Source organism: Massilia jejuensis, assembly GCF_042656795.1.
In the GTDB taxonomy this organism is placed as follows: Bacteria; Pseudomonadota; Gammaproteobacteria; order Burkholderiales; family Burkholderiaceae_D; genus Telluria; species Telluria jejuensis.
Genome location: NZ_JBHSMS010000013.1, coordinates 68621 through 87969 on the forward strand (window position 1 = coordinate 68621; position 19349 = coordinate 87969).

The 19349-nt window shown below is 65.2% G+C and carries 17 protein-coding genes, 1 tRNA gene and 1 pseudogene; 14 read left to right on the plus strand and 5 right to left on the minus strand.

Features of this window, described 5'->3' with window-relative positions; all coding sequences use genetic code 11:
- Positions 1-594: a TadE family protein gene (locus tag ACFPOU_RS03465; protein WP_379717245.1), complete on the plus strand. Its 594-nt coding sequence runs from the start codon at positions 1-3 to the stop codon at positions 592-594.
- 267 nt (positions 595-861) lie between these two features.
- Here the strand turns inward: ACFPOU_RS03465 and ACFPOU_RS03470 are convergent.
- Together ACFPOU_RS03470 and ACFPOU_RS03475 are read right to left on the minus strand one after the other, a co-directional pair.
- A pseudogene (locus ACFPOU_RS03470) lies at positions 862-1079 on the minus strand (transposase); the annotation flags it as partial.
- Between the two features lie 359 nt (positions 1080-1438).
- Positions 1439-1525, minus strand: a tRNA-Leu gene (locus ACFPOU_RS03475).
- A 170-nt stretch (positions 1526-1695) separates the two neighbouring features.
- Between ACFPOU_RS03475 and ACFPOU_RS03480 the strand changes: the two genes are divergently transcribed.
- From ACFPOU_RS03480 to ACFPOU_RS03520, 9 genes are all read left to right on the plus strand, one after another.
- A complete protein-coding gene (locus tag ACFPOU_RS03480) occupies positions 1696-2487 on the plus strand; it encodes a hypothetical protein (protein WP_379717247.1) in 792 nt (263 codons plus the stop codon).
- 32 nt (positions 2488-2519) lie between these two features.
- Positions 2520-4760, plus strand: coding sequence for a penicillin acylase family protein (locus tag ACFPOU_RS03485; RefSeq protein WP_379717249.1), 2241 nt, complete (start codon positions 2520-2522; stop codon positions 4758-4760).
- Between the two features lie 11 nt (positions 4761-4771).
- Positions 4772-5347 carry a sugar O-acetyltransferase gene (locus ACFPOU_RS03490; protein ID WP_379717251.1) on the plus strand — a complete coding sequence of 192 codons (576 nt, stop codon included), beginning with the start codon at positions 4772-4774 and terminating at the stop codon, positions 5345-5347.
- A 64-nt stretch (positions 5348-5411) separates the two neighbouring features.
- Positions 5412-5960: a thymidine kinase gene (locus tag ACFPOU_RS03495; protein WP_379717253.1), complete on the plus strand. Its 549-nt coding sequence runs from the start codon at positions 5412-5414 to the stop codon at positions 5958-5960.
- A 12-nt stretch (positions 5961-5972) separates the two neighbouring features.
- Positions 5973-6530, plus strand: a complete 558-nt coding sequence (locus tag ACFPOU_RS03500; protein WP_379717255.1) for a hypothetical protein — start codon at positions 5973-5975, stop codon at positions 6528-6530.
- 181 nt (positions 6531-6711) lie between these two features.
- Positions 6712-8952, plus strand: coding sequence for a carboxy terminal-processing peptidase (locus ACFPOU_RS03505; protein ID WP_379717257.1), 2241 nt, complete (start codon positions 6712-6714; stop codon positions 8950-8952).
- A 145-nt stretch (positions 8953-9097) separates the two neighbouring features.
- Complete coding sequence (locus ACFPOU_RS03510; protein WP_379717259.1) at positions 9098-10288, plus strand: acyl-CoA dehydrogenase family protein; 1191 nt, start codon at positions 9098-9100, stop codon at positions 10286-10288.
- Between the two features lie 10 nt (positions 10289-10298).
- Complete coding sequence (locus ACFPOU_RS03515) at positions 10299-11444, plus strand: acyl-CoA dehydrogenase family protein (protein ID WP_379717261.1); 1146 nt, start codon at positions 10299-10301, stop codon at positions 11442-11444.
- A complete protein-coding gene (locus ACFPOU_RS03520) occupies positions 11441-11902 on the plus strand; it encodes a MaoC family dehydratase (RefSeq protein ID WP_379717263.1) in 462 nt (153 codons plus the stop codon). The genes ACFPOU_RS03515 and ACFPOU_RS03520 overlap by 4 nt, the downstream gene beginning before the upstream one ends.
- 88 nt (positions 11903-11990) lie before the next feature.
- Here ACFPOU_RS03520 and ACFPOU_RS03525 read toward each other — a convergent pair whose 3' ends face one another.
- The 3 genes from ACFPOU_RS03525 to ACFPOU_RS03535 form a co-directional block, all read right to left on the minus strand.
- The gene (locus tag ACFPOU_RS03525; protein WP_379717265.1) at positions 11991-13208 is read right to left on the minus strand and encodes an acyl-CoA dehydrogenase family protein; all 1218 of its coding nucleotides are present in this window, start codon (positions 13206-13208) and stop codon (positions 11991-11993) included.
- 11 nt (positions 13209-13219) lie between these two features.
- The gene (locus tag ACFPOU_RS03530) at positions 13220-14278 is read right to left on the minus strand and encodes a phosphotransferase (RefSeq protein WP_379717549.1); all 1059 of its coding nucleotides are present in this window, start codon (positions 14276-14278) and stop codon (positions 13220-13222) included.
- A gap of 89 nt (positions 14279-14367) precedes the next feature.
- A complete protein-coding gene (locus ACFPOU_RS03535) occupies positions 14368-15072 on the minus strand; it encodes a histidine phosphatase family protein (RefSeq protein WP_379717267.1) in 705 nt (234 codons plus the stop codon).
- Between the two features lie 202 nt (positions 15073-15274).
- Between ACFPOU_RS03535 and ACFPOU_RS03540 the strand changes: the two genes are divergently transcribed.
- The 4 genes from ACFPOU_RS03540 to ACFPOU_RS03555 are packed head-to-tail and all read left to right on the plus strand — an operon-like array spanning position 15275 to position 19329.
- Positions 15275-16978: a GspE/PulE family protein gene (locus ACFPOU_RS03540; protein WP_379717269.1), complete on the plus strand. Its 1704-nt coding sequence runs from the start codon at positions 15275-15277 to the stop codon at positions 16976-16978.
- Positions 16979-16985: 7 nt separating this feature from the next.
- The gene (locus ACFPOU_RS03545; RefSeq protein ID WP_379717271.1) at positions 16986-18218 is read left to right on the plus strand and encodes a type II secretion system F family protein; all 1233 of its coding nucleotides are present in this window, start codon (positions 16986-16988) and stop codon (positions 18216-18218) included.
- A gap of 53 nt (positions 18219-18271) precedes the next feature.
- Complete coding sequence (locus tag ACFPOU_RS03550) at positions 18272-18790, plus strand: hypothetical protein (protein WP_379717273.1); 519 nt, start codon at positions 18272-18274, stop codon at positions 18788-18790.
- Positions 18790-19329 carry a type II secretion system protein gene (locus tag ACFPOU_RS03555; RefSeq protein WP_379717275.1) on the plus strand — a complete coding sequence of 180 codons (540 nt, stop codon included), beginning with the start codon at positions 18790-18792 and terminating at the stop codon, positions 19327-19329. The genes ACFPOU_RS03550 and ACFPOU_RS03555 overlap by 1 nt, the downstream gene beginning before the upstream one ends.
- Positions 19330-19349 lie beyond the last annotated feature (20 nt).

The following is a 19349-nucleotide window of genomic DNA, read 5'->3' on the forward strand; positions in this document are numbered from 1 at the left end:
ATGAAGCGCGTCGCATTCAAAGTACGAAAAAGTCAGGCAGGAATCGCGGCCGTTGAATTCTCGCTGGTCGCGATCATTTTTTTTACGGTTGTATTCGGCACACTCGAACTGGCACGCTGGGAGTTCCTGTTGAACACGCTGCAAGAAGTCACTCGGCGTGCAGCTGCCGCTGCGGCAAACGCTGACTTCAGCGATACCGCGCTGCGGAAGGTTCAAGCAGCCGCGGTCTTTCGTCATTCACACGGTCCCCTGGTGTTTGGGGATCCCGTCACCGCCGAAAATGTTACCATCGATTACCTGTCGGTCTCGAACACCAACTGGGATCTGAAGCACGTGAGTGCCCGTCCTGCATGTCCCGCGCGCAGTCAGCTGAACTGCATGACGGACCCGCATGCCGATAACTGCATCCGCTTCGTGCGTGCGAGAGTTTGCAAGTCGATGGATAGCGCAGGCAACTGCACCCCTCTTTCCTACCAAATGGTTTTCCCGTTCCTTGATCTCTCAGGGGTGAAGGTCCCGCCTTCCGAGACGATCGTCCCGGCGGGCAGCCTCGGGTCCACTGCCGGTTCCGTCGTGGATCCCACGTGTTCCTGACGACAGCGTTGAGCAAGGGTAAATCCCCCCATTTCTAGAGCGAGCTAAAAGTGGAGGTTGAGCGGCAAGGTCCCGTGAATGGCACACCGGCCTGACGAAGACCCTGAACAAAAAACCGGCTTTGCAAAGCCGAACCACTTTTCAGGACCGACAGGCGCGGCTCTCATCGTGGCGCGGAGCAAGTCTCGAATAGGACGCCGGATAGATTGAAGCAAGCCGACTACAGCATCCGAAGTCAGTGTTGCAACAAAGAGGGTGGCCATAGATTTTTGTGAGTGCCTCCGCGACGATCTCGGCCTTGAGCCGCTCCCCTCGGCATACATCTTCTTGAGGCGCCGGTTTTCTTGCTCCAGCTTCTACATGCGTGCACCGGCCAGGCATCCATGCCGCCGAACTTGGCGCCATTTGTAGAATGTGGCGTTGCTGATGCCGTGCTCGCGGCACAGCTCCGGTGCCGGGCTGCCAGCGTCGGCCTGCTTGAGGATGGCGAGTAGAAAATTCTACTTCTAAACGCGCTCTTTCTGTGGGGGGATTGCCGTTCAACCGCCGAAAGTTGCCGGACTGTTTGACAAGGAGGTACATGCCATTCCCGTCGGTGTATTTCTTTCCTTTCGTCCCAGTCGGCTTGACGGTTCTGACGAACGTGTCAGTCAGGGGCATGGCCAGCTCGCGGGTTGTGGCGGTATACGTCGTATCGAGCCGCCACTTATACCCGCCGAAGATACCGCCGAGCGCTTGATCTGATCCGCACTCAACGGAGTCGGACCGAGCCGTCCACGTCTCTTCGCCTACGAGGTAAGCAAGGCCGATATGAGACGCAATGCAAGGCTGCGCGATAATCAGTTGGTGCCCGGAGCCGGAATCGAACCGGCACGCCCTTGCGAGCACGGGATTTTAAGTCCCGGGTGTCTACCAGTTTCACCATCCGGGCAGCGGCGGGATTCTAGCACAGGCATTCCCGCTCAGGTCAAAATTGCAAGTATGCAGGGGCAAGCGGGGTTGCCTCCCTATGGTCCAGCGGACGAATGGTGTAGCATGCTCCCGGCGCCGAAGAGCCCCGCACAAGCGCCTTTCCAGGAAGCAGAAGCACAAGGACCTGAATTGACCACCAACATCATCATCCACGACCAGCTGCGCGCCTTCGTCGATCCGCTGACCGACATCGAACGCGACGCCCTCGAACGCAGCCTGCTGGCCGAGGGCTGCCGCGACGCCCTCGTGCTCTGGCGCGACGTCCTGATCGACGGCCACAACCGGTACGAGATTTGCCGCCGCCACGGCATCCCTTTCCGTACCGTCCACAACAACAACTTCGCCACCATCGAAGACGTCATGCTGTGGATGATCGACAACCACCTGGCGCGCCGCAGCGTGTCCGATTTCCAGCGCGGCTTGCTGGCGCTGAAGAAAAAGGACATCGTCAGCGCGCGCTTGGCCCAGCAGATGGCCGAGGCGCCGCCGGCGCCGGACCCGGACGACATGGACCCGCGCCCGCCACCGCCATGGAACACGCGCGAGGATGTCGCCAAGGCGGCGCGCGTGTCGAGCAATACCATCAGCCAGATCGAACGCATCCAGAAGGCGGCCACGCCGCAGCTGGTCGAAGCGGTGCGCTCGGGCACGATCTCCATCAACGCCGCCGCCAACGTGGCGCAGTTGCCGGAATCGGTGCAGATCGCCGCCGTCGCCGGCGGCCGCAAGGAACTCCAGCAGGCCGCGCGCCAGGTGCGCGAGCAAAAGGCGGCGAACAAGCCGAAGAAGCTCGGCCCGGACGGCGAGCCGATCGATGAGAAGGCCGCCCTGAAAGCCGAGATCGCTGCGCTGAAGGACCGCATGGCGACCTTGCTCACCGAGAACGAAATCCTGAAGCAAAAGCTCGCCCACAAGGCCTGACTTCCAGCGCCACCATCACCGGAGAAACCTGCATGAGCCTGTTCCGCCCTGCCGTATTGACGCTTGCCGGCGCGCTGGCCGCCGCCAGCGCCGTGTCCGCGTATGCCGGACAGCCGGCGTCCATCGCCGCGGCGGCCGTGCCCGTCCGCGCCGCGCCGAGCGCGGCGGAACTGGCGCGCTGGCAAAAACAAGCGGACAGGGTCACGATCATGCGCGATCGATGGGGCATCCCGCACGTGTTCGGCAAGACCGATGCGGATGCCGTGTTCGGCGCGCTGTACGCGCAGGCCGAGGACGATTTCAACCGTGTCGAGCTCAACTTCATCAACGCGATGGGGCGCCTGGCCGAAGTCGAGGGCGAACAGGAAGTCTGGCGCGACCTGCGCATGAAGCTCTACATCCGGCCCGACGCCATGCGGGCCAAGTACGCGGCCAGTCCGGCCTGGCTGAAGACGCTGATGAATGCCTGGGCCGACGGCCTGAATTTCTACCTGCACACGCACCCCGAGGTGAAGCCGAAGCTGCTGACCCGCTTCGAGCCCTGGATGGCGCTCTCGTTCAGCGAAGGCAGTATCGGCGGCGACATCGAAGAGATCGACCTGAAGCAGCTCGAAGCCTTCTACGGCAAGGCGCCCGCGCCGACCCTGGCCGATCAGCGCAACCTCCACGATGCCGAGCCGCGCGGCTCGAACGGCTTCGCGATCGCGCCGAAGCTCTCTGCTTCCGGCCATGCGCTGCTGCTGATCAATCCGCATACCTCGTTCTACTTCCGGCCCGAAATCCACATGGTCAGCGAGGAAGGCCTGAACGCCTACGGCGCCGTGACCTGGGGCCAGTTCTTCATCTACCAGGGCTTCAACGACAGGGCCGGCTGGATGCATACCTCGGGCGGCGGCGACGTCATCGACGAATACCTGGAAACCGTGGTCGAGCGCAAGGGCAAGTTCTTCTACCGATACGGCGGCAAGGAACGGGCGCTGCGCGCGGTGCCGGTGACGCTGCCGTTCAGGAAGCCGGACGGCGGCATGGGCAGCCGCACGGTGACGACCTACTTCAGCCACCATGGCCCGATCGTGCGCGGCGAGAACGGCAAATGGGTGGCAGTCAGGATGATGGACGAGCCGGTCAAGGCGCTGACCCAGTCCTATGCGCGCACCAAGGCAACATCCTACGCGGCCTTCTACAAGGCGATGGAGCTGCGCACGAATTCGTCGAACAACACGGTGTACGCCGATGCCGACGGAAATATCGCCTACTTCCACGGCAATTTCATTCCCAGGCGCGACCCGAAGTTCGATTGGTCCAGGCCGGTCGACGGCAGCGATCCGGCCACCGAATGGCAGGGCCTGCACGCGATCAAGGACACCATCACGCTGTTCAACCCGGCCAGCGGCTATATTTCGAACACCAACAACTGGCCCTTCAGCGCCTCGGGCGCGAACAGCCCCCGGCGCGCCGATTATCCGGACTACATGTGGTCGCTACCGGAAAATGCGCGCGGCGTGCACGCCGCGCGGGTGCTGCAGGACGCCAGGGCGCTGACCCTCGACAGCCTGATCGCCGGCGCCTATGACAGCTACCTGACCGCCTTCGAGCCCCTGGTGCCGCAACTGGCCAGGGATTTCGACGCCTTGCCGGCCGGCGACGCCCGCAAGACGGCACTGGCCGAGCAGGTGGCGAGCCTGCGCGGCTGGAACCTGCGCTTCGCGGCCGATTCGGTGCCGACCGCGCTGGCCGTCTACTGGGGCCAGGAAATGGTGGCGGCCAACGCGCCGCGCGCCAAGGCAGTACGCATGCCGACGGTCGACTTCATCACGACCAGGCTCGACGCGGACGAACGCCTCGATGCCCTGGCCCGCGCCAGCGCCAGGCTCGGCAAGGACTTCGGCACCTGGAAAACGCCCTGGGGCGAGATCAACCGCTTCCAGCGCATCAACGGCGATATCGCCCAGGAATACGACGACGCCCAGCCCAGCTGGCCGGTCGCTTTTACGTCGGCAAACTGGGGTTCGCTGGCCTCGTTCGGCATGGTTGCCAAGCAGAAGACCAAGCGCATCTATGGCGACCGCGGCAACAGTTTCGTCGCCGCCGTCGAATTCGGCCCGAAGATCAAGGCCAAGAGCATCCTCGCCGGCGGCCAGAGCAGCAATCCGGCATCGAAACACTTTGCCGACCAGGCCGAGATGTATAGCCGCGGCGAGTTCAAGGACGTGCTCTTCTACAAGGAAGACATCCAGAAGCATCTGGAGCGCAGCTACCGGCCGGGACAATAAAGGAGCGGTCCATGAGCGATGGCGCGAAAAGCGAACTGCAGAAAATGCTCGCCGGCGAGCTCTACCACGCCGACTGCCCGCAAATCCGCGCCGAGCTGGCCGCTTGCGGCGCCTGGCTGGCACGCTACAACGCGGCGCTGGGCGCGCCGGCGCAGGTCTGGGACAGCTTGCTGCGCGAGCGCCTGGGCGCGGTGGGCGAGGGCGCACTGCTGCGCCCGCCGTTTTATTGCGATTACGGCAGCAACATCCACCTCGGCAAGAATGTCTTCGTGAACTACAACTGCGTGATCCTCGACGTCGTGCGGGTCACCATCGGCGCGGACACCCGGATCGGCCCGGCCGTGCAGATCTACACGGCCGACCACCCGCGCGATCCCGCCCTGCGCCGCAGCGGCCTGGAGTCGGGCGTGCCGGTGAAGATCGGCAGCAATGTCTGGATCGGCGGCGGCGCCATCATCCTGCCGGGCGTGACGATCGGTGACAACGCGATCGTCGGCGCCGGCAGCGTGGTCACGCGCGATGTCCCGGCCGGCGCCACCGTGGCCGGCAACCCTGCCGGGATCGTCGGCGCCGCGGCCGGCGGCTGAGCTGGCGCCACGCCTGCCGCGCTTGCTATAATTTCGCAAATTCAATAGGCGCACGGGCAAGTCAGTGGCAAAACTCTATTTCAGGTATTCGGCGATGAACGCCGGCAAATCGACGGCGCTGCTGCAGGTCGCACATAACTACGAAGAGCAGGGCCAGCAGGTCAAGCTCTACACGGCGGCGATCGACAACCGCTACGGCGTCGGCCTGATCACCTCGCGCCTGGGTCCGCAGCGCAACGTCGACACCTTCGACGGCGGCACCAATTTCCTGGCCGCGGCGCCGGCCGTGGCCTGTGTGCTGGTCGACGAGGCGCAGTTTCTCGCCAAGGAACAGGTGCAGCAGCTGCACCAGCTGGCGCAAGTGCGCGGCGTGCCCGTGATCTGCTACGGCTTGCGCAGCGATTTCCGCGGCGATCCGTTTCCCGGTTCGGCCTATCTGCTGGCGCTGGCCGACGACATCGAGGAAATCAAGAACATCTGCACCTGCGGCAAGAAGGCGACCATGAACGTCCGCGTCGACGCGGGTGGGCGCCGCATCCGCGAAGGCGAGCAAGTCAGTATTGGCGGAAACGAAAGCTATCGCCAGGCTTGCGGCCGCTGCTTCTACAGCTGACAGCGGGGCCGCGTGAGCCTGCTACCCGCGTGCACGGCCCTGTTGCCGGGTTTCCTGTGCGGCCAGGCCGACATCCTGCTTTACCTGCTGCCGTCGATTGCCTTCGCCGTCCTGTTCTGGATGCTGGCCGGCGCCCATCCCGCCTTTTTCGTGCTCACCGCGCCCGGCACCCTGTGCCACGAGCTGGCGCACTTCGGCGTCGGCTTGCTGACGAACGCCGAGCCGACCAGCATCAGCCTGTTTCCGCGCCGTAAAGGCAAGGCCTGGGAGCTCGGTTCGGTCACCTTTTCCAATCTGCGCTGGTACAACGCCGCCCCGGCCGCGCTGGCGCCGCTGCTGATTTTGCTGGTGCCGCTGACGGTGGCCGCCTGGCGCACCGGCCCCGGCTGGCGCTTCGCGCCGGTCGACCTTGCCATCGCGGCACTGCTCGCGCCGCAATTCCTGTCGTTCTGGCCTTCGCCGGTCGATTGGCGCCTGGCCGCGCGCTCCTGGCCCTGGCTGGTGCTGCTGGCGCTGGCGGGCGCGGCAGCCCTGTGGCAAGACTTGCTGTTTCAATTCGTAAATAGCTGACCACGCGCTGACCACGCGCCGGCCACGCCGGCTTAAGCCAGCCTTAATGCCGTCGCTACGCCCCGCACAAGCCGGCTCGACGCCCGCCCGCGTTCCTGTAGAATGGGTTCGCACGCTGTCGATACCGCAGGTATCCGGCGTCCGCGTATGGTTATCCCAGTTCACGTTCGGAGAACGACTCATGAAGAAGCAGATGTTGATCGTTGCCCTTGCCGCTGCCTGCGCCATGTCGACGCATGCGGTCACCGCGCAGCCGGAAAAAGTCGCGTCGGTCCAGATGAAGCCCGTTGCCGCGCAGACGCAAGCGGCGCTCTGGGCTTCGCGCGTGCTGGGCCGCTACCACTACAAGGCCATGCCGCTCGACGATGCCATGTCGGAAAAGATCTTCGATAACTATTTCGAGACGCTCGACAGCGAAAAGCTGTACTTCACCCAGGCCGACGTCGAGCGCTTCGCGCCCATGCGCAGCAAGTTCGACGACGCGATCAACAACGAGGACCTGACCCAGCCGTTCGCGATCTACAACCTGTACCAGCAGCGCTTCGCCGACCGCATGAACTATGCGCGCAGCCTGCTCAAGACCAGGCTCGACTTCACGGTCGACGAAACCTTGCAGCTCGACCGCGAGAAAGCGCCCTGGGCGAAGAGCGAAGACGAAGTGCGCGACCTGTGGCGCAAGCGCGTCAAGAACGACTGGCTGCGCCTGAAACTCGCCGGCAAGGAAGAAAAGGCGATTCGCGAAACGCTCGACAAGCGCTACGAGAACTACATCTCGCGCATGAAAAAGCTGAACAACGAAGACGTGTTCCAGATGTTCATGAACGCGTACGCCACCGCGATCGAGCCGCACACCAACTACCTCGGGCCGCGCTCGGCCGACAACTTCGACATCGCCATGCGCCTGTCGCTGGAAGGGATCGGCGCCGTGCTGCAGTCGCGCGAGGACTACACCGTCATCCGCGAAATCGTGCCGGGCAGCCCGGCCGACAAATCGGGCAAGCTGAAAGTGGGCGACCGCATCGTGGGGGTGGCCCAGGGCACCGGTCCGTTCACCGACGTGCTCGGCTGGCGCATCGACGACGTGGTGCAGCTGGTGCGCGGCGAGAAGGGCTCGACCGTGCGCCTGGACGTGATTCCGGGCGACGCCGGCGTCGACGCCAAGCACGTCACCGTCTCGATGGTGCGCAAGAAGATCAGCATGGAGGAGCAGGCGGCCAAGAAGTCGATCATCCAGGTCAAGGAAAACGGCGTCAACCGCCGCATCGGCATCATCTCGCTGCCGACCTTCTACCAGGACTTCGAGGCGCGCCGCAAGGGCGACAAGGAATTCAAGAGCGCCACGCGCGACGTTGCCCGCATCCTGGGGGAACTGAAGAAGGAAAAAGTCGACAATGTCCTGATCGACCTGCGCAACAACGGCGGCGGCTCGCTGATCGAGGCGGTCGAGCTGACCGGCCTGTTCATCGACAAGGGGCCGGTGGTGCAGCAGCGCACGGCCGAAGGACGCGTCGAAGTCGAGAGCGATACCGCGGCCGGCCTGGCCTGGGATGGCCCGATGGGCGTGCTGATCAACCGCGGCTCGGCCTCGGCCTCGGAAATCTTCGCCGCCGCGATCCAGGATTACGGACGCGGCCTGGTGATCGGCGAGCCGAGCTTCGGCAAGGGCACGGTCCAGACCCTGATCGACCTCGACCGCTTCTCGCAGTCCGAGAAGGTGCGCTACGGCGAACTGAAGATGACGATCGCCCAGTTCTTCCGCATCAACGGCGGCACGACCCAGCTGCGCGGGGTCACGCCCGACATCAAGCTGCCGGTCACTTCGGACATCGAGAACTTCGGCGAATCGTCCTTCGACAACGCACTGCCGTGGGTGTCGATCAAGCCGGCGACCTATGTGCCCGCCGGCGACCTCAAGGAACTCGTCGCCCCCCTGCAGAAGCGCCACGAGGCGCGCATCGCCAAGGACAAGGAGTTCCAGGACCTGCGCGAGGATATGGCCGAAGTCATGAAGCTGCGCAAGGAAAACGCGATCTCGCTGAACGAGGCCGTGCGCCGCAAGGAGCGCGATACCCAGGATGCGCGGGCCAGGATGCGCGAAGCGCGCCTGGCGGCAGCCAAGGGCGGCGTCGACGAACCGGTCGCGGCGCCGGGCGGCAAGGAAGCGCGCAGCAAGGTGCCTGAGCCGACCCGGCCGGCCAAGGCGGTCGTGGCGGCGCGCGGCACGCCGCTGCGCGACGACGGCTTGCAGGGCGACGAGCGCGCGCTGTCGGCTGAAATCGCCGCCGAAAAGGCCGCCAAGGATGCGAAGGACGTGCTGCTGCAAGAGGCGGCCCACATCCTGGCCGACGAAGCCGGCATGCTCAAGACGGATACCCGCATGGCCTCGCGCACCATGCCCTACATGCCGGGGCGCGCCGACTGAACGCGGCGCCGCTTTACCCGCGAGGGTGGCAAGTCCGACGCGGACTTGCCACCCTTTTTCATTTGATAAGCGCCGCTTTTTTTCGGGTACAATCTTCTGAACGATCGTGCTTTTCCACCTGGCGCGACGATCACGAGGAGACCGAATGGACCTGAATTACACGGATGAGGATCTGGCATTTCGCGACGAAGTGCGGACCTTCCTGGCCGAGGCCTTGCCCGCCGAGCTGCAGCACAAGGTGCGTCACCACCTGCGCCTGAGCAAGGACGACAGCGTGCGCTGGCACCGGATTCTCGCTGAAAAGGGCTGGGTCGCGCCTGGCTGGCCGGTCGAATTCGGCGGTCCGGGCTGGACCCCGGTCCAGCGCCATGTCTTCGAGGAGGAATGCGCGCGCGCCGGCACCCCGCAGATCCTGCCTTTCGGCGTCAACATGGTGGCCCCGGTCATCATGGCCTTCGGCAGCCCCGAACAAAAAGCCTATTACCTGCCGCGCATCCTGTCCTGCGAGCACTGGTGGTGCCAGGGCTATTCGGAGCCGGGCGCCGGATCCGACCTGGCCTCGCTGAAAACCAGCGCCGTGCGCGAGGGCGACTACTATATCGTCAACGGCCAGAAAACCTGGACCACGCTGGCCCAGCACGCCGACATGATCTTCTGCCTGGTGCGCACCGATACCGGCGTGAGGAAGCAGGAAGGCATTTCCTTCCTGCTGATCGACATGCGCACGGCAGGCATCACGGTGCGTCCGATCGTCATGCTCGACGAGGACCATGAAGTCAACGAAGTCTTCTTCGACAACGTGCGGGTGCCGGTGGCGAACCTGGTGGGCCAGGAAAACCGCGGCTGGACCTACGCCAAATACCTGCTCGGCCACGAGCGCACCGGCATCGCCGCCGTGGGCCGCTCCAAGCGCGAACTGGCCTTCCTGAAAACCCTGGCCGCGCGCGAAAGCAAGCATGGCAAGCCGCTCATCGCGGACCCGCTGTTCGCCGCCCGGCTGGCCAGCCTGGAAATCGAACTGATGGCGCTCGAGATGACGGTGCTGCGCGTGCTGTCGCGCGCCGACAAGGGGCCCGGTCCGGAGGCGTCGGTGCTGAAAGTGCGCGGCACCGACATCCAGCAGCAGCTGTCCGAACTGATGGTCGAGGCGGTCGGGCCGATGGCGCTGCCGTTCGATCCGGCCTACCTCGACGGCGAACGCGCACACAGCGCGGCCGGCGACGACGACGCCGCGCCACTGCTGTCGCACTACTTCAACTATCGCAAGACCTCCATCTACGGCGGCTCGAACGAGATCCAACGCAACATCATCACCCAGATGATCCTGGGGCTGTAAGGAGAACTGCATGGACTTCAACTTCACTTCCGAGCAGCTCCAGTTCGCCGATGCCCTGAAACGCTGGATCGGCCGCGATTACGGTTTCGAGACGCGGCGCGCGATCATCCATTCCGACAGCGGTACCTCGAGCGCGGCCTGGGCCACGCTGGCCGAACTGGGCATGACGGCGCTGCCGGTGCCCGAGGAGCACGGCGGCTTCGACGGCAACGCGGTCGACATGTTCGTCGTGATGCAGGAAATCGGCCGCGGCCTCGTGGTCGAACCTTATTTCGCCACCATGCTCGGCGCGCAGTTGCTGCGCCTGGCGGGCGGGCGCGGCGAGGTGCTGGAGCAGGTTGCCGGCGGCGCCCTGAAGCTGGCCTGCGCGCTGGGCGAACGCCAGTCGCGCCACGACATGTTCGACATCGCCACCCGCGCCGCGCCCTGCGCCGGCGGCTGGATGCTCGATGGCGAGAAGAAGGTCGTCATCCACGGCGCCCAGGCGGGCATGCTGATCGTCTCGTGCAGGACCGGCGGCGAGCAGCGCGCGGAGGAGGGCATCTCGCTGTTCCTGCTGCCAGCCGACACCGCGGGCATCACGCTCACCGATTACCGTACCCTCGACGGCCAGCGCGCCGCCGACGTGCGCTTCGAAAACGTGCACGCGCCGCGCGCCAGCCTGCTGGGTACGGAAGGCGGCGGCGGCGCCATCCTCGACGCCGCGCTCGACTATGGCGCCGGCCTGCTGTGCGCCGAAGCGCTGGGCGCGATGGAAGCCCTCTTCGAAGCGACGCTGGACTACCTGAAGACGCGCCAGCAATTCGGCGCGCCGATCGGCAAGTTCCAGGCCCTGCAGCACCGCATGGCCGACATGTATATCCACCTGGAACAGGCGCGTTCGATGGCGCTGCTGGCGGCGGTGAAACTGGGCTCGAGCGACGTGGCCGAGCGCCGCCGTTCGGTCTCGGCCGCCAAGTACCGCATCAACCAGGCTGCCCGTTTCGTCGGCCAGCAAGCGGTGCAGCTGCATGGCGGCATGGGCGTCACCGACGAACTGCCGGCCGCCCATTACTTCAAGCGCCTGGCGACGATCGAACTGACGCTCGGCGACGCCGACCACCACCTGGCGCGCTTCATCGCCCAGCCAGGCTTTGCCGGGGAGGCCGCCGCATGAGCAGGCAATGGTATTTCGACGACTTCGTGCCGGGCCAGGAGTCCGAGCTGGGGTCGCGCACCGTGACCGAGGACGAAATCATCGCGTTTGCCCGGCAATTCGACCCGCAGCCTTTTCATGTCGACCCGGAAGCGGCGGCGCAGTCGATCTACGGCGGCGTGATCGCCAGCGGCTGGCACACCTGCGCGCTGATGATGCGCATGGTGCTTGACGGCATGCGCTGCGAAGAGGCGAGCATGGGCTCGCCCGGGCTCGATGGCGTGCGCTGGCTGCATCCGGTGCGCGCGGGCGATACGCTGTCGCTGCGGCATGTGACGAAGGAGGTCAGGCCGTCGGCGTCGAAGCCGGACCGGGGCGTCGTCTTTACAACGTGGATCGCTACCAACCAGCATGGGCAACAGGTGTGCACGATCGACGGCAGGGCGATGTTCAAGAAGCGTTCCACGGCGCTGGCGTAAGCGCCAGCGCCGTTGCCCTGCGCGGCCGGCGCCCACCACCCCGGGCAGGGCGCCCGGCCCCGGCCCGCCGCCGGCCGGCGGCGGCAGGTCAAGCGTACTTGGCCAGTTCGACCTTGGCGACGGCGTTGCGGTGCACTTCATCCGGGCCGTCGGCCAGGCGCAGGGTGCGGTTGCCGGCCCATTGCGAGGCGAGCGGGAAGTCGTCCGAGACGCCGGCCGCGCCGTGGGCCTGGATCGCCCAGTCGAGCACCTGCTGGGCCACGTTCGGCGCGAGCACCTTGATCATGGCGATCTCGGCCGCGGCGACCTTGTTGCCGACCGTGTCCATCATCCAGGCCGCCTTCAGGGTGAGGAGGCGCGCGGTGTCGATGCGGATGCGCGACTCGGCGATCCGCTCGCGCCAGACGCCTTGCTCGGACACCTTCTTGCCGAAGGCCACGCGCGCATCGAGCCGCTTGCACATCAGTTCCAGCGCGCGCTCGGCCACGCCGATGGCGCGCATGCAATGGTGGATGCGGCCCGGTCCGAGGCGGCCCTGGGCGATCTCGAAACCGCGCCCTTCGCCGAGCAGCATGTTCGTGGCCGGCACGCGCACGTTCTCGAACAGGATTTCACAGTGGCCGTGCGGGGCGTCGTCGTAGCCGAACACGGGGAGCGGGCGCTTGACGGTGATGCCCGGGGTATCCGCCGGCACCAGGATCATCGACTGCTGCTGGTGGCGCGCCGCATGCGGATCGGTCTTGCCCATCAGGATGTAGATCGCGCAGCGCGGGTCGCCGGCGCCGGAAATCCACCATTTGTGGCCATTGATCACGTATTCGTCACCGTCGCGCTCGATGCGCGTCGCGATATTGGTCGCGTCCGACGAAGCCACGTCCGGTTCGGTCATGGCGAAGGCCGAGCGGATCTCGCCGCGCAGCAGGGGTTCGAGCCACTGCCGCTTGTGTTCTTCCAGGGCGTAGCGCTCGAAGGTTTCCATGTTGCCGGTGTCCGGCGCCGAGCAGTTGAACACTTCCGGCGCCCAGCCGACCCGGCCCATGATTTCGCACAGGGGTGCATAGTCGAGGTTCGACAGGCCTTCGGGCGCGCGCGGCGACTTCGGCAGGAACAAGTTCCACAGGCCCTGCTCGCGCGCCAGCGGTTTGAGGCGCTCGATGATCTCGGTCGGCACCCAGCGGTTGCCGGCCGCGCCGTTGCGGTCGACTTCCTGCTTGTAGGCTTTCTCGTTCGGGTAGATGTGCTCGTCCATGAAGGCGAGCAGGCGGGTGCGCAGTTCCTTGCAGCGGTCGGAATAGTCGAAATCCATGGTCTTTTTCCTTATCGGTTCGCGAATTGCCAGGCCATCTCGGCCATCGGGCGGGCGGCCTTGCCGTTTTCCAGCGCTTGCGCGCTCGAGGCGGTGCCGTCGACATAACGTTTCATGATGCCTTGCATGATGCCGGCCAGCCGGAACATGTTGTAGGCCAGGTAGAAATTGAAGTCTTCCTTCCTGACGGTCTTGCCGGTGCGCTCCGAGTAACGCGCGATATAGGCGTCGAGATCCGGAATGCCCAGCGCGGCCAGGTCGAGCCCGCCGATGCCGCGGAACTTGCCCGGCTCGATATGCCAGCTCATGCAATGGTAGGAAAAATCGGCCAGCGGATGACCGAGGGTCGACAATTCCCAGTCGAGCACGGCAAGGATGCGCGGCTCGGTCGGGTGGAAGATGATGTTGTCGAGCCTGAAGTCCCCATGCACGATCGCCGTGTCTTCGCCAGGCGGGATATGCTGCGGCAGCCATTCGATCAGGCGATCCATCGCTTCGATCGGTTCCGTTACCGAGGCCTGGTACTGCCTGGTCCAGCGTTCGATCTGGCGCGCGAAATAATTGCCGGGCTTGCCGTAGTCGGCCAGCCCGATGGCCGCATAGTCGATCGTGTGCAACTGGGAAATGACGCGATTGAGTTCGTCGTAGATGGCGGCGCGCTCGGCGGGCGTCATGCCGGGCAGCGACTGTTCCCACAGCACCCGGCCTTCGACGAAGTCCATCAGGAAGAAGGCGCGGCCGATGACGGACTCGTCCGTGCAGAGGGCGATCTGGCGCGGCGCCGGGAAACCGGCCTCATGCAGCGCGTTCATGACGCGAAATTCCCGATCGATGGCATGGGCCGAGGGGAGCAGTTTCGCCGCCGGGCCGGGTTTCGTGCGCAGCACGTAGTGCTTGTGACCCGCGTGCCCGCTTCCCACGCGCAGCTTGAAGGTCGGGTTCGATTGCCCGCCCTTGAATTGTTCGATTTCCAGCGGGCCGTCCGGAAAGTCCGGCACATTGGCCCGCAGCCAGCCGGCGAGCGCGTCGACATCGAATTTCTGGCGCTCGGACACGGGCTTGGTCCCCATCATCTCTTCATACACTGGCGTCTCCTCCTCGTGTTGTTGTCAAAAGATTGTAGCCGATGAAGCGAACGACCGTACTTTATTTTCCGGCATCATTCGGCACGGCGGTACTGCGCGAACAGCTGTTCCATGGTCGTGCTGCGGGCCTCCGGCTGGAGCGGGCAGGGCGGTACATGGTTCACGAAACGCACCACCCAGTCGAGCGGGTCCAGGCCCACGTCGATGGCGTTGATGCAGCCCGCTTCCTGCGCCAGGCCGCCCAGGAACAGGCGCTGCCCGGTGAGCGCCAGCGACAGGATCGCGCAGTTGACGCCGCCGTGCAGGACCAGCAGGACGGTGTCCCAGCCCGGATCGGCGCGCAGGCGAGCCAGGGCCGGATGGACGCGGTCCATCATCTCGCCGACCGACTCGCCGCCCAGGAAACGCTGCTCGGGCGCGACCAGGCCTTCGAACACGCCGGTGAAGGCGCGTTTCAGTTCGGCGTCGGGAATCGTGGACAGGCGGCCGCCGCGGATTTCGTGGAGCTCGGGCCAGGTGTCGGGTGCGATCTGCTGGCCCGTGACGGCCAGCACGCGGGCGGCCGTTTCGACCGTGCGCGGCAGGCCGGAGACGATGACGCGGTCGAACCGGACGCCGGCGGCGGCGAAGGCATGGCCGGCGGCGTCGGCTTGCAGGCGGCCGGCATCGTTCAGGGGGACTTGTTCGGGCAGGACAGGGCGGCCGGCGGCATCGAAATAGGTGACGCTGCCGTGGCGCATCAGGAAAATCCGGCGGCGCGCGCTGGGTCGGTCGTGCATGTACATCTCCACTTGACGGGGAACGGAGGGATGCAGGGTGGCCCGGTCGTGCGCCTTCCCTGGGGATCGATCATCTTGTTCATATTACACGCACCCCCTGCCGGGCGCTGCCTTTCAACCACAAAACAAATTCCAGCAGTAAATATTTCCCTGTTCTGCCTTAAAATGGTCTCCCATTTTGACGGCATGACAAGGGGTTGGTATGGCACGGCCAGAAAAAGTCCGGCTCGGCGAGATCCTGGTGCAGCAAAAGCTGCTCTCCGAGGAGCAGCTGAACCAGGCGTTGAGCGACCAGAAGCGCACCGGACGCAAGCTCGGACGGGTATTCGTCGAGAACGGATTCGTCACCGAGGAACAGATCTCGGGCGCGCTGGCGCGCCAGCTGAACATCCCCTACATCAACCTGAAGTTCTACAACATCAGCGACGCGCTGGTGCGCCTGCTGCCGGAAACGGCCGCGCGCCGCTTCCGCGCGCTGGTGCTGGAAGAACGGCGCGACGGGCTGCTGGTGGGCGTGTCCGATCCGACCGACCTGTTCGCCTACGACGAGATCGCGCGCCTGCTCAAGAAGAACGTCGAGCTGGCCGTGGTCAACGAGACCGAGGTGCTGCACACGATCGACCGCATCTACCGCCGCACCGGCGAGATCACCGATTTCGCGCGCGAAGTCGAGGCCGATATCGGCGACGCCTTCATCGACTTCGGCGCCATGACCGCCAACCCGGGCCTGGAAGAGGCGCCGGTGGTGAAGCTGCTGCAATCGGTCTTCGACGACGCCGCCCAGGTACGCGCCTCGGACATCCACATCGAGCCGCAGGAAGGGCGCCTGCAGATCCGCTTTCGCATCGACGGCGTGCTGCACCTGCAGACCGAGGCCGACATCAAGATCGCCACGCCGCTGGCCTTGCGCCTGAAACTGATGGCCGACCTGGATATTTCGGAAAAGCGCCTGCCGCAGGATGGCCGCTTCGCCATGAAGGTCAAGAACCAGCGCATCGACGTGCGTATCTCGACCATGCCGACCCAGTTCGGCGAGTCGGTCGTCATGCGGCTGCTGAACCAGGCCGGCAACACGCTGCGCCTGGAGTCGATCGGCATGCCGAGGAAGATGCTGGAGCGCTTCCGGGCGATCGTCCAGCGCCCGAACGGTCTGGTGCTGGTGACCGGCCCGACCGGCAGCGGCAAGACCACCACGCTCTACAGCGCGCTGGCCGAACTGAACTCGGTGGAAAAGAAGCTGATCACGGTCGAGGACCCGGTCGAGTACCGCCTGCAAGGCATCAACCAGGTGCAGGTGAACGACAAGATCGAGCTCTCGTTCGCGCGCGTGCTGCGTTCGGCCCTGCGCCAGGACCCGGACATCGTGCTCGTCGGCGAGATGCGCGACCAGGAAACGGCGCAGATCGGCCTGCGCGCCGCGATGACCGGCCACCTGGTGCTTTCGACCCTGCACACCAACGACGCGGCCAGTACGCCGCTGCGCCTGATGGACATGGGCGTGCCGCGCTACATGGTGGGCGGCTCGCTGCAGGCCGTGCTGGCCCAGCGCCTGGTGCGCGTGATCTGCGAAAGCTGTTCGACCGGCTACGCGCCGACGCCGCCGGAACAGACCTGGCTGCGCGCCGAGCTCGGCAGTTTCGTGGAGCAGGCCAAGTTCTTCCACGGCAAGGGCTGCTCGCACTGCAACGGGACGGGCTACCGCGGCCGTACCGGCGTCTACGAACTGCTCGAGATGACGCGCGCCGTCACCGACGCCGCCAACCATCCCGACCCCGCCCACTTCCTGCAAGCGGCGCACGCCGAAATGGGCGGCGAGACGCTGCGCCGCCACGGCGTGCAGCTGGCCGTGCAGGGACGCACGACCATCGGCGAAGCGATGCGCATCAGTAACCAGACGGACGATTGAGCGAGCGATGCCATTCTTTGCCTACAAGGGCCGTAACGCACGCGGCGAACTGATGCAGGGCGTGCTGGAAGGACTCGACGCCGGCGCCGTGGCCGACCAGTTGTTCGGCACCGGCGTCACGCCGGTCGAGATCCTGCCGACGCGGCGCCACGCCGGCGGCGGCAACCTGGGGGATGCCTGGCGCCGCCTGCGCGAAAAAAGCGTCAGCTCGATGGACGTGCAGCTGTTTTCGCGCCAGATGCACACGCTCCTGAAGTCGGGCGTGCCGATCATGCGCGGCCTGTCCGGCCTGCAGGAGTCGGCCACCAGTCCCGCCTTCGGGCGCGTGATCAAGGACTTGCGCGAGTCGCTCGACGCCGGCCGCGAATTGTCCGCCGCGATGCGCCGCCATCCCGCATGCTTCTCGAACTTCTACCTGTCGATGGTGCGCGTGGGCGAGATGACGGGCCGCCTGGAAGAAGTCTTCCTGCGCCTGTTCGACCACCTCGAATTCGACCGCGACATGCGCGACCGCGTCAAGACGGCGCTGCGCTACCCGAGTTTCGTGATGATCGCGATGGCGCTGGCCATGGTGATCGTGAACATGTTCGTCATTCCGCAATTCGCCAAGGTGTTCGAGAGTTTCCACGCGACGCTGCCCTTGATGACGCGCATCCTGATGGCGACCTCGCGCTTCACGGTCGACTACTGGCCGCTGCTGGCCGGGATCGCCGCCGGCGCCTTCATCGGGTTGCGCACCTGGATCGGCACCACGGCCGGGCGCTACAACTGGGACAAGCGCAAGCTGGCTTTCCCGATCGCCGGCAAGATCATGCTGAAAGCGACGATGGCGCGCTTCGCGCGCAGTTTCGCGCTCTCGATGCGCAGCGGCGTGCCGGTGGTGCAGGCCCTCACCGTCGTCGCCCAGACCGCCGACAATGCCTACCTGGCGGCGCGCATCGAGCAGATGCGCGACGGCGTCGAGCGCGGCGAAAGCATCCTGCGCACCTCGACCGCGGCGAACGTCTTCACCCCGATCGTGCTGCAGATGATCGCCGTGGGCGAGGAAACCGGCTCGCTCGACGACCTGATGGACGAAATCGCACTGATGTACGAACGCGAAGTCGACTACGAACTGAAAACCCTGTCGAGCCAGATCGAGCCGATCCTGATCACCTTCCTCGGCGTGATGGTACTGGTGATGGCGCTCGGTATCTTCCTGCCGATCTGGGACCTGGGCAAGGCCGCCCTGCATCGCTGATGAAGCGCGTACCCCCACCTCGCGCACGCGGGGCCACCAGGCTCGAGCTGGTAGTGGCGGCGATCCTTGCCGCCACGCTGGCCGGTGTGTTGCTAAATAGCATCATCCGAACCCGGTACGAAAGCGAACAAGTTGCGGTAAAACAACTCATCGGTTCGCTGCGCACGGCACTTGCCGTGCGCTCGGCCAAGGTCATTTCGACAACTGGGGATGCGGGTTTGATAGCACTTGCACATCAGAATCCGGTGACTTGGCTGCGAACCCCCCCGAAAAACTATCTGGGTGAATACTATTCCCCTCAAAAATCCACCCTCCCAGCCGGAAACTGGTATTTCGACCGGGTGGGGCACACCCTCGTTTATCTACCATCCTCAAAGAAATCTTTTTCTCCTGGGATACAAAAAATTCTAATCTTCAAGGTAAAATTGCTCCGCGTGTCCGGTTCGGCCAAGGCAAGTGGGCGGCAAAAGGGCAGTGCCGGCCTGGTGATCGACCAGGTCAACGATCAAGCGGTTGCCATCAACACGCGTACGGAGTCCGTCTCGCGTCCCTATCCCTCGGAGAAAAAGTAATGAACAAGAGCATCAAAGCAGCGCAAGGCGGTTTTACCCTGATCGAACTGATCGTCGTGATCGTCATCCTCGGCATCCTGGCCGCGACCGCGCTGCCGAAGTTCGCCAGCCTGAGCGGCGAAGCCCGCCTGGCCAGCCTGAACGCCGCCAAGGGTTCGCTCAGCGCCACCTCGGCCATGACCCACGGTAAGTACCTGGTCTCGCCAAGCGCCAAGATCAAGGTCGAAGGCACCGAGGTGAACATGAACACCGCCTCCGGCTACCCGGCCGTGACCGACCTGGCATCGGCGCAGGCCATCGCCGCCGCCGCCGGCCTGTCGACCGCCGACTACACCGTGTACGTCAGCGGCAACGGCACCACCGAGCCGGCCGTCACTGCCGGCAGCAACAAGTTCGCCGTCGTGCCGAACAGCATTGTCGGCACCGCGACCGCGACCAAGTGCCACGTGATGTACACCGCGCCGACCGCGGCCAGCACCGCCCCGACCATCGTCGTCGGCAGCCCGAACAACACCACCGCCGTCACCGACTGCGAGTAAGCATTCCCCGCCCGTGGCTG